Origin of the sequence: Allobosea sp., assembly GCF_030694325.1 — a bacterium.
Classification (GTDB): domain Bacteria; phylum Pseudomonadota; class Alphaproteobacteria; order Rhizobiales; family Beijerinckiaceae; genus Allobosea.
Genome location: NZ_JAUXYO010000227.1, coordinates 1 through 10,265, shown reverse-complemented (window position 1 = coordinate 10,265; position 10,265 = coordinate 1). Strand labels below are relative to the sequence as shown.

At 68.0% G+C, this 10,265-nt stretch carries 9 protein-coding genes; 5 read left to right on the top strand and 4 right to left on the bottom strand.

The genetic code is table 11. From position 1 onward, the window contains the following. On the top strand, positions 1 to 3,331 hold a 3,331-nt coding region (locus tag Q8M82_RS14920), incomplete at its 5' end, for a hybrid sensor histidine kinase/response regulator (protein WP_305692122.1). Between the two features lie 25 nt (positions 3,332 to 3,356). Here Q8M82_RS14920 and Q8M82_RS14915 read toward each other — a convergent pair. Beyond that, a complete protein-coding gene (locus tag Q8M82_RS14915; RefSeq protein WP_305692121.1) occupies positions 3,357 to 3,941 on the bottom strand; it encodes an acyl-CoA thioesterase in 585 nt (194 codons plus the stop codon). A 170-nt stretch (positions 3,942 to 4,111) separates the two neighbouring features. Between Q8M82_RS14915 and Q8M82_RS14910 the strand changes: the two genes are divergently transcribed. The 3 genes from Q8M82_RS14910 to Q8M82_RS14900 all read left to right on the top strand — a co-directional run bounded on the left by Q8M82_RS14910 (position 4,112) and on the right by Q8M82_RS14900 (position 5,564). Beyond that, positions 4,112 to 4,624 (top strand): tyrosine phosphatase family protein, encoded by a 513-nt coding sequence (locus tag Q8M82_RS14910; protein ID WP_305692120.1) that lies wholly within the window; start codon positions 4,112 to 4,114, stop codon positions 4,622 to 4,624. 146 nt (positions 4,625 to 4,770) lie between these two features. Continuing rightward, a complete protein-coding gene (locus Q8M82_RS14905; protein WP_069054388.1) occupies positions 4,771 to 5,238 on the top strand; it encodes an Lrp/AsnC family transcriptional regulator in 468 nt (155 codons plus the stop codon). A 68-nt stretch (positions 5,239 to 5,306) separates the two neighbouring features. Next, positions 5,307 to 5,564: an exodeoxyribonuclease VII small subunit gene (locus Q8M82_RS14900; protein WP_305680551.1), complete on the top strand. Its 258-nt coding sequence runs from the start codon at positions 5,307 to 5,309 to the stop codon at positions 5,562 to 5,564. A 97-nt stretch (positions 5,565 to 5,661) separates the two neighbouring features. On the opposite strand, the gene Q8M82_RS14895 is transcribed toward Q8M82_RS14900, so the two are convergent. Further along, entirely contained in the window at positions 5,662 to 7,512 is a 1,851-nt protein-coding gene (locus Q8M82_RS14895; protein ID WP_305692119.1) for a hypothetical protein, read from the bottom strand. A 157-nt stretch (positions 7,513 to 7,669) separates the two neighbouring features. Further along, positions 7,670 to 8,530 (bottom strand): N-acetylmuramoyl-L-alanine amidase, encoded by an 861-nt coding sequence (locus tag Q8M82_RS14890; RefSeq protein WP_305692118.1) that lies wholly within the window; start codon positions 8,528 to 8,530, stop codon positions 7,670 to 7,672. Positions 8,531 to 8,757: 227 nt separating this feature from the next. Here Q8M82_RS14890 and Q8M82_RS14885 point away from each other — a divergent pair, with 227 nt between their 5' ends. After that, positions 8,758 to 9,678, top strand: a complete 921-nt coding sequence (locus tag Q8M82_RS14885) for a pirin family protein (RefSeq protein ID WP_305692117.1) — start codon at positions 8,758 to 8,760, stop codon at positions 9,676 to 9,678. Here Q8M82_RS14885 and Q8M82_RS14880 read toward each other — a convergent pair. Further along, positions 9,656 to 10,265: MFS transporter (locus tag Q8M82_RS14880; RefSeq protein ID WP_465248083.1), on the bottom strand; the 610-nt coding region annotated here is incomplete at its 5' end. The genes Q8M82_RS14885 and Q8M82_RS14880 overlap by 23 nt on opposite strands.

The window sequence follows — 10,265 nt, the reverse complement described above, 5'->3', positions numbered from 1 at the left end:
CGGCTTCGGCCACCGCTTCGTCGAGCGCATCGTCAGAACCGCGAAATCCCAGAACATCACCTCGGTCGCGGATTTCGTCGGCGCCCGCTACGGCAAGAGCGAGCGCGTCGCGGCGCTGGTCTGCCTCGTGGCCGTGATCGGCGCCCTGCCCTATATCGCGCTCCAGCTCAAGGCGGTCGCGAGTTCCCTCTCCGTGCTCCTGGCCGCGACGGGCGGCCGGCCCGCGGCCGCGGACGCGCCGGTCCTGACCGATCTCGCCTTCCTGGTCGCGATGGTTCTGGCCGGCTTCGCCTGCGCCTTCGGCACGCGCCATATCGACGCCACCGAGCATCAGGACGGGCTGGTGCTCGCCATCGCGGTCGAATCCCTGGTCAAGCTGGTCGCCTTCCTCGTGCTGGGCGTGTTCATCGTCTACGGGCTTTATGACGGCCCTCGCGACCTCTTCGCCCAGGCGGCGAACCTGCCGGGCGGCGCGGCACCGATCTGGGAACGGACCTCGAGCTGGACCACCTTCCTGACGCTGACGCTGCTGTCGGCCTGCGCCGCGCTGCTGCTGGCGCGCCAGTTCCACATGACGATCGTCGAGAACCGCGACGCCGCCGATGTCCGCCGCGCCGCCTGGATGTTCCCGCTCTATCTCGTCCTGATCAACCTCTTCGTGCTGCCGCTGGCGATGGCGGGCGAATTGCTGATGCCGGGCCCCGGCATCGACCGGGACATGACCGTCCTGCTGCTGCCGCTGCAGAAAGATGCCGGGATGCTCGCCCTGCTCGTCTTCGTCGGCGGACTTTCGGCGGCGACCGCCATGGTGATCGTCGCCTCGGTCGCGCTGGCGATCATGATCTCGAATCACCTCGTCATGCCGGTGCTGCTGCGCGGCCGCCGGGCCCTGAGCGACCCGGCGGGCTCGGCCTTGCCCGTCGACCAGCGAGGTGCCGGCAACGGCACGATGGGCGGTGACCTGGGCTCCCAGGTCGTGATCATCCGGCGTGTCGCGATCCTCTGCGTCATCCTGCTCGGCTACGCCTATTACCGCGCGGCCGGGGAACAGGCGCTGGTCGCGATCGGCCTGTTGTCCTTTGCGGCAACGGCGCAGATCGCGCCCGCCTTCTTCGGGGGGCTGGTCTGGCGCCGCGGCACGGCGCTGGGCGCCGCAGCCGGGCTGATCGTCGGCATCGCAACCTGGGCCTATACGCTGCTGATCCCGAGCCTGGTGAAGCCAGGCAGCCTCTGGGCCGAGATCGTCGCCAACGGGCCGCTCGGCTATGCGGCACTGCGGCCGGAGGCGCTGTTCGGCCTCGACCTGCCGCCCCTGCCGCATGGCGTCTTCTGGAGCCTGGGGCTGAACCTGCTCGCCTATGTCGTCTTTTCGCTGCTGCGGCCGGCGACCGCGATGGAGCGCCTGCAGGCCAACGCCTTCGTCGAGTCGGACCGGGCCACCATGGCGCAGTCCTTCTCGCTCTGGCGCTCCAGCGTCACCGAAGCGGAGCTGCAATCGACCATCGGGCGCTATCTCGGACAGGAGCGGACGCAGCGCGCCTTCGAGAGCTTCGCCGGCAGCCGCGGCGAGGAGCCCCATCCGACACGCGATGCCGACATCCACCTGCTGCGCTTCGGCGAGCATCTGCTCTCCTCCGCCATCGGCGCCGCGTCCTCCCGGCTCGTGCTGTCGCTGCTGCTGCGGCGGCGCAACCTCACCACCGAGGCCGCCTTCAAGCTGCTCGACGACGCCTCCGCGGCGCTGCAGTACAACCGCGACATCCTGCAGCACGGGCTCGACCATGCCGGCCAGGGCATCACCGTGCTCGACCGCGACCTGCGCCTGCTCGCCTGGAACCAGGCCTTCATCCAGCTCTACGACTTGCCCGCCTCGATGGTCCGCTTCGGGACGGGGCTCGACGAGATCGTGCGCTACAACGCCGCCCGCGGCGCCTATGGCGACGGCCAGCAGGACGAGTTGATGGCGGCGCGGCTGCAGAGCTTCGTGCGGGACCGCGAGCCGGTCCGGCTGAAGCTCTACCCTTCGAAGAAGGTCATCGAGATCCGCACCAACCCGCTGCCCGATGGCGGCTTCGTCACGACCTATACCGACATCACCGAGGCCGTCGCTGCGCAGGAGGAACTCGAGCGCACCAATGAGAGCCTGGAGCGGCGCGTCGTCGAACGCACCGAGGAGATCCTGCGCGTCAACGCCGAACTGCAGCGGGCCAAGGCGGAGGCCGAGGAGGCCAACGCCTCCAAGACCCGCTTTCTGGCCGCCGCGAGCCACGACATCCTGCAGCCGCTCAATGCGGCCCGGCTCTACGCGACCTCGCTGGTCGAGCGCGACCGCGCCGCCGGCAGCCCCGATCTCGCCGAGAACATCGACGCCTCGCTCGACGCGGTCGAGGAGATCTTGACCGCGCTGCTCGAGATCTCGCGCCTCGACGGCGGGGCGATGAAGCCCGAGATCACGTCCTTCCGGCTCGACGAGCTGCTGCGCCAGCTCCAACGCGAATTCGAGCCCAGCGCGCAGGAAAAGGGGCTCAAGCTCGTCTTCATGCCGACGAGCCTCGCCGTGCGCTCGGACCGGCGCCTGCTGCGGCGCCTGCTCCAGAACCTCGTTTCGAACGCGATCAAGTACACGCCGAGCGGCAAGGTGCTGATCGGCTTCCGGCGCCGTGGCGGGCAGGTCTCGGTCGAGGTGCTCGACACGGGGCTGGGCATTCCCCAGGGCAAGCAGAAGACCGTGTTCCGCGAGTTCCAGCGGCTGGACCAGGGGGCGAAGGTGGCCCGCGGGCTCGGGCTCGGCCTGTCGATCGTCCAGCGCATCGCCCGCACGCTCGATCACAAGCTGACGCTCGATTCGGCGCCGGGCCGGGGCAGTCGCTTCGCCGTTCTGGTGCCGCGCGCCTCCCCGCTGCCCGAGATGAGCACCGGACCGGCACCGCGCGCGGCGCCCCCCGGCCAGCTCGCCGGACTGAAGCTCCTGGTGATCGACAACGAGCCCGCCATCCTGGACGGGATGAAGCGCCTGCTGGAGGGCTGGGGTTGCCAGGTCACGACCGCCGCGAGCCTGGAGGCCGCACTGACGCTGCAGAAGCGCGCTGCGCCGGATGCGCTGATCGCCGATTACCATCTCGACCATGGCAACGGCCTGACCGCGATCAGCACCCTGCGCGAACGCTCGCGCCTGGCCCTGCCCGCGATCCTGCTGACCGCCGACCGCTCGCCGAATGTGCGCGAAGCGGCCGCCGCGCTCGACGTCCATCTGCTCAACAAGCCGCTGAAGCCCGGCGCCCTGCGCGCCCTGCTGGCCCAGTGGCGGGCGACACGCTTCGCGGCGGAATGAGCGGCGAGCGCGCCGAGGGGGCGCTTCAGGCGGTGGCGCTGGCTGCGGTGCTGCGCATCGCGTCCTCGGCGGCGAGGAAGGCGGTAACGTCGGGCCGCGGCGGGGGACTTTCCGCCTGCGTTCCGATCTCGGTCATCAGCCGCGCCACCGGCACATAGGCCCGCGCCGCGCGGTCATAAAGCGCCACACGGACGAGCGCATGGGCCGCGACGGTCTCCGTGCCGTCCCTGCCCCGCGTCACCAGGCGGTGCTCGATCACCAGCCAGCTCTGCGTCCAGCACAGGATTTCGGTGTCGAGGCGGAAGGGCTGGAAGGCGCGCAGCTCCCGCCGGAAGCGGATCATGCCGCCATTGACCACCGGCACCCAGCGGTGGCGAAGCACGGCCCGCCACAGCTTCGTGCGCAGCATCAGGTCGGTCCGGCCGAGATCCATCAGCGACCAGTAGCGGCCGTTGTTCATGTGCAGGCTGGTGTCGAGGTCGTGAGGCCAGACCCGGAAGGAGAGCCGGGACGGCTCTGCCAGCGGTTCCAGCCGGGGGCGGAAGGGGCTCGTCATGAGGAGCCAGATCAGGCGGAACCAGAGATTCATGGCGAACTCGTGCGAGGACATCGCCCCGTCGGCACCTTCTAGGGGATGATCGTTCATATGTAAACGAAAGGACCGACCCCGCGCGGCTCCACCCGGTGCAAGTGAGCCTGCGCGTGGAGGACGGCTGGTCGGGGATGACGACCGCCTCCGGCTGGACTATGCGCATCGCACGCGCCAGCCGAGGACGCCCAATGCCGACCCTGCATGTCTCCCCGCTGTCGAAGCTGAATGAGACCGTCGCCGCCGTGCGGCCGAGCCACCTCGTCACGCTGATCAATGTCGGCACCGCCGTGGAGCGCCCGGCCGGCATCAGCGAGGCGAACCACCTCTTCCTTGGCCTGTCCGACATCAGCGCGCCGATGGAGGGCCATGTCGTGCCGGCCGAGGCCCATGTCGAGCGCTTCCTCGCCTTCATGCGACGCTGGGACCGCGCCGCGCCGATCCTGATCCATTGCTGGGCCGGGGTCAGCCGCTCGACGGCGGCCGCCTATATCGCCGCCTGCGCGCTCGCCCCGCAGCGCGACGAAGCAGAGCTCGCCGCCCGCCTTCGCAAGGCCTCGCCCTCGGCCACACCGAATGCGCGGCTCGTGGCGATCGCCGACGCTATGCTCGGCCGCGACGGACGCATGCGCGAGGCGATCGCCGGCATCGGGCGCGGGGCGGACGCCTTCGAAGGCGCGCCCTTCATGCTGAAATGGGACTGATCGGCGCCGCGCGCGCTGGCAGCATCGTGCGGCCTCTGCAGCGATTGACGCCGAAAGCAGCGCCGCGCTGCTGAAATCGATGCAGAAGATTGCTTGCGCTCCGGCGATTTTCGCAGGATTCATCCGCGCGGGGGAGCCAGGGCACCATGACCACGATCGAACTCGATTCACGCGACCGCGCCATCCTGCGCATCCTGCAGGCCGATGGCCGGATCACGAATTCCGACCTCGCCGAGAAGGTGCATCTGTCGCCCTCGGCCTGCCTGCGCCGGGTGCGCCAGCTCGAGGAGAGCGGTCTGATCCGCGGCTACGCGATGATCCTCGACGACAAGATCGCAGGGTTTCCGGGTACCGCCTTCGTCTTCGTCACGCTCGACCAGCAGGGCCGCGCTTCGCTCGAGGGCTTCGAGCAGGCGGTGCAGAACTTGCCCGAGATCCTCGAATGCCATCTGCTGGCCGGCGCGCATGACTATCTGATGCGGGTGATCTATCGCGACAGCGCAGATTTCGAGCGCATCCACACCGACATCATCACGCAGCTGCCCGGAGTCACCCGCGTGCAGTCGACGCTGACGCTGCGCTCGATCAAGAAGAGCTCGGCTCTTCCCGTCTGAGCGACCGGACCGGGGTTGCAGGCCGGGCCGCTCCGGCGGATAAGCGACGCGACACCGGGAATCATGCCGTGAGTGAAGCCATCTCCAACGACGACGTCGCCGCCCTGCCCTTCGAGGCGGCGCTGAAGCAGCTCGAGGACATCGTCGCCCGGCTGGAGCGGGGCGATGTGCCGCTCGAGGAATCGATCGCGATCTACACCCGCGGCGAGGCGCTGAAGGCACGCTGCGACGCGCTGCTGAAGCAGGCCGAGGCACGCATCGAGAAGATCACCCTCTCCGCCGACGGCAAGCCGACGGGGACCGCCCCGCTCGACGTCGATAAGTAGGACATCGCGCCGGACCCTGAAGGCACCGGGCGGCCCGCCAGCAGGTGCGGGACCAGTACTGGGCGCAAGCGCGGACAAGCCGGAACCACGCGCCGCGTCATAGCCTGGCATTAGGGATGCCGAGCTCTCCGACGATGTGCTTCCAGATCTGCCGCAGGCGGTGGACGTGAAGGTCGTCGATCATCACCGCGACCATATGTTGTGTTTCGGCCACGGATGGCCTGCCGCGCGCGCCGTCGCGGCCCTCTCCCACCGCAGGACCGAGTGCCAACTGCGTCCGCATGACCTTGTCGCGCTCGCTGTCGCGCACCAGCAATTCGCCGATGGCGAGCACCACCTCGTCCGGTGGCGCGGGCGGCTCCGCGGCGCCGGCCGGCGCGTCGGGCGCCGGGACATGCGGCATCACCGCCCGCTCCAGATCGAAGATCGTCCGGATGTTGAGCGTCTTGAGCAGGAGGAAACGGTCAGGGCCGGTCACGGTGCAGAGCTGCGCCTGCGCCACCCAATCGATCGTCTCGTAGATCCCGAACGGGCTCTCGACGTGCAGCATGATGGGGTTGGCCGTGGCGAGGTTCTGGACGTCGTAGATGTTCGCCTCTTCGAGCCGGTAGGCGATGAAATTGTCGATCCCGTCGATCAGGGTCACCGGCACGAGCTTGGCGTGCGGGTCGAGGTCGGCATAGCGTTCCTTGAAGCTCAGACCCGCCTTCTGAAGCACGAACTGCAGCGCGGCATCGGGAATGAAACCGAGCGCGAAGGCGATGATCAGCCAGATCGCGCTGACCCCGGCCGCGGGGCCCAGTGCCGGGCAGGGCTGGTTGGCCTGGCAGATCGTGCCGCCTCGCGGGTCGCGTAGCGGTTCGGTTGCGGCCGGCGTCACGCCGGCGGCGGGTTGCGCGGGCAAAACGGCCGGCGCGCCCGGGACGGGCATCGGTGGCACCATGGCCGGAGCCGTGCCCCCCGGAGGAACGGTTGCCGGCGCAGCAGGCGGCAAGGTCGAGGGCGGCGAAGGGGGCGACGGCGCGCCCGAGAGGGTCTGCAGCGCCTGGCCCGTCCGGGAGAGGGCATTCCCCCAACTCTCAGCCGTCGGAAAGACGCGGTAGATCACCACGGCCAGAAGCATCGCCAGCAGGATATGAACGAAGCAGCGCAAGAAGGTGATCGGAGACAGGTCGAAGACGGCGACGGCCCGCAGCAACAATCGAAGGCTGAAGAAATAGCCCCCCGCGAACGCCAGCATCGCCACGGTCAGGACGTTGATGTGCTGGGCTTCGAACTGCGCCGGATCTCTGATCGTGTTGATGTCGGAGCCGCCCAGCGCCAGCATGCTCGGCCACAGCCAGGAGCCGACGCCGAAATCCCTGCCGATCCGGGAAACTTCGATCAGCGGCGCGAACAGGATGAACGACCCGAACCAGGCGATCACCATGAAGGGGATCGCGCACACCAGCATCAACCAGTCGGAGCGGATCATCATCGGAAACCGCGGCACGTTCGCAGCCGATTGCTGATGACGCCGTGGAATGTCGAGATCGGCGAAGTACTTGCCCTTCACGAATTCGAAGGAGACGTTTTGCTTGCTATTCGCATCTGTCTGGGCGGCCTGAGCCTCCTGCGGAGCCGGCTGGATCATCCCATCCTGCCGCACAGGTACCGCCTGCGGAACAGCAGCCGCTCGTGGCGTGGATGGCACGAAATTGAAGGTTTCCGCGAAGAGTTCGATGAGTTTGATGCGGCTCAGCCGGACCTCGTGCCGGATCATGACGATCGCGGCCGGCGTGACGAAGGCCATGAACACCGAAGCCCAGATCGCAAAATCCATCTGCTTGTCTGCAGCGAACCCGTTCTTGATCGATTGCAGGATGAAGTAGATCGAGGCGATGAATAGCGAGATGAAAAGGAACCCTTTCACGAAGGAAGTGACGGGTTTCGGGCTCGAAGCGTCCATGGCCGACTTCCGCGCGTTCGAATGGCAGATTCAAATCACAGGGCGTGATCAGCCCCGTCGACGACCGCCCGGTGCGCCCCGGGAATCTTCGGGTCGGCCCGCACACCCAAGGGTTGCGCGCAGGTCGAGGCGGGGCTTTCCGTCTGCGGGCGCCAATTCAGGCTGCCGCCGGCACAAGCCAATTCATATGGGTGAAGCCCGTGACGTCGTCGTTGCCACCGATCACCTCCGCGACAAGGGCCCAGCTTCCGACGACCTCCACGACATGCACCGTGGTGCCGTGGGGCAGCTTCTTGATCACGCGGCTGCCGGCGATCCCTGGATTCTCGCGCAGGTTGAGCCCGTCGCCCGGGGCGTTGACGCGGAACAGGCTGTCGTTGAAGGCGTCGTCCTCGCGCCCGAAGACGCGAGACCGGATGCTGTCCATGGCCATGGCCGGACCGGGATCGATCTTGCGGATCGGCGAGATATCGTCATGGCCAACCAGATCCCACCCCTTGATGTCGTAGGCGCCGACGATTGCTCGACAAGCGGCGATCAAGGCCTCGATCTGCGCCTCATCGAAGATCTCCCAGCCGTATTCCTGGCCGGGGAAATGTTTGTGCGGAGCAAGCATCACACGGCTTGCCGGTATACTGGCCCCGGTCCAGCTGACCCAGCCTCCCCCAGCGGTCCGAGACAGCTTGCCCCAGTTCGCGACTTCGATGCCGATCGAATGCTGATTGATGCCGTTGTGCCCGCGCCAGCGGCTGGCGCCGGCGTGCCATGCAACGCGATCGAACGGCACCATCTGCGTGATCTGGCCGTCGTGATCGATCACCAGATGGGCTGATGTTCTGCCGTTCGGCGACTGCGACTTGAATGTCTGGATCGCTCCGGCCGCCGTCGCTCCAGCCGTGTAGTGGACGACGAGGATGCTGGGCGCTCCACCCGCCAGTTGCTCACCCATGTTGGGCGTGGACACGAAACTTGCGAACTTCCCGCTATCCAGCTTCAGCCGGTGATTATCGACCTTCATGTCCGCCCCCGACAATGTTCGACGGCGCCAGGAAGCGAGCACCATCGCTGCATCGCCGAGCCCGCCATCGAGATAGAGAACTACAGCTTTTTTGATTGATCAAGAGTTTTTTACAACCTTTGCGAGTATCGACGAGCGGGTTGCGGTTGCGGCTCGGGCGGTCCGCGGGCATGCTCGCCGCTCCGCTTCCTTTCAATCTGAGCGGCCCCACCATCGAGGCCAGAGCCATGTCGCAACTGCCTGCCGAAGATCCTGTCCTGGGCGATGCCCGGTCTTGCGAGGCGATCGAGCAGGTCATCGTGCCGCGCGCGCATGATCTCGGCGGCTTCTCGGTGCGCCGCGCCCTGCCCTCGATCGGGCGCAAGATGGTCGGACCTTTCATCTTCTTCGACCAGATGGGACCCGCCGAGTTCCTGCTCGGCCAGGGCATCGACGTGCGCCCGCACCCGCATATCGGGCTCTCGACCGTGACCTATCTCTTCGACGGCGAGATCATGCACCGGGATTCGCTGGGCACCGCGCTGCCGATCCGCCCCGGCGCGGTCAACCTGATGACGGCGGGCCGCGGCATCGTTCATTCCGAGCGCACGGGGCTGGAGGAGCGCCAGAAGCCGCCGAAGCTGTTCGGCATCCAGGCCTGGCTCGCCTTGCCGAAATCGCATGAGGAAACGGCGCCGGCCTTCGTCCACCACGCCGCGCCCGAGTTGCCGCGCATCGTCGAGGGCGGCAAGCGCGTCAGCCTGATCATGGGCTCGGCCTATGGCCAGACCTCGCCGGTGTCCTTTCCCTGGGACGCGCTCTATGCCGAGGCCGTGCTGTCGCCGGGCGCGATCCTGCCGCTCGACCCCGATTACGACGAGCGTGCGATCTACATCGTCTCCGGCCGGGTCGACATCGCCGGCGACGAATTCGGCGCCGGGCAGCTGCTGATCTTCAAGCCCGGCGACCGGATCTCGATCCTCGGCATCGACCAGACCCGGCTGATGATCGTCGGCGGCGAACCGATGGACGGGCCGCGCCACATCTGGTGGAATTTCGTCTCCTCCTCGAAGGAGCGCATCGACCAGGCCAAGGCGGAATGGAAGGCCGGGCGCTTCGACACCGTGCCCGGCGACGAGGCCGAGTTCATCCCGCTGCCCGAGGGGTGAGCTCTCCCTCCGGCATCGCTTTCAGCCGCGGCATCGGCGAGGCGAGGATCGCCAGCGTCGAGAGAGCGAAGAGCGCGACCGGCAGCCATATCGCCGCCTCCAGCCCCCAGCGTTCCGCCGCGAACCCGCCGGCCAGTGCGCCGAGCGGGCGCATGCCGTAGATCGCAGTGGTCAGCGTCGCGCTGACGCGGCCGAGCAGATGCGGCGGCGTCACGGCCTGGCGCAGGCTGGTCTGGGCGATGAACCAGAGGATCGGCCCGAAGCCGAACAGGAAGAAGGCGAGCGCCAGCGCCGGCCAACCGAGGGCGGGCGGCGCCAGCGCCAGAAGGGTGGCCCCGATCAGCGACGAGGCTGGGCCGAAGACAAGCACGATCCCCACCGGCAGCCGCGCGATGAGGGTCGCGCCGCCCAGTGCGCCGACGACCAGCCCGGAGCCATAGACGGCCGTGGCGAGGCCGATCCGCTCCGGGGCCAGCAGCAGGATGCGCGCGGCATAAGGCGCGACCATCGCGCTGAAGGCGAAGAAGGCAAGGTTCCAGGCGATGGCGCAGAGCGCGATCGGCCGCAGATAAGGGTGGCGCGCGACG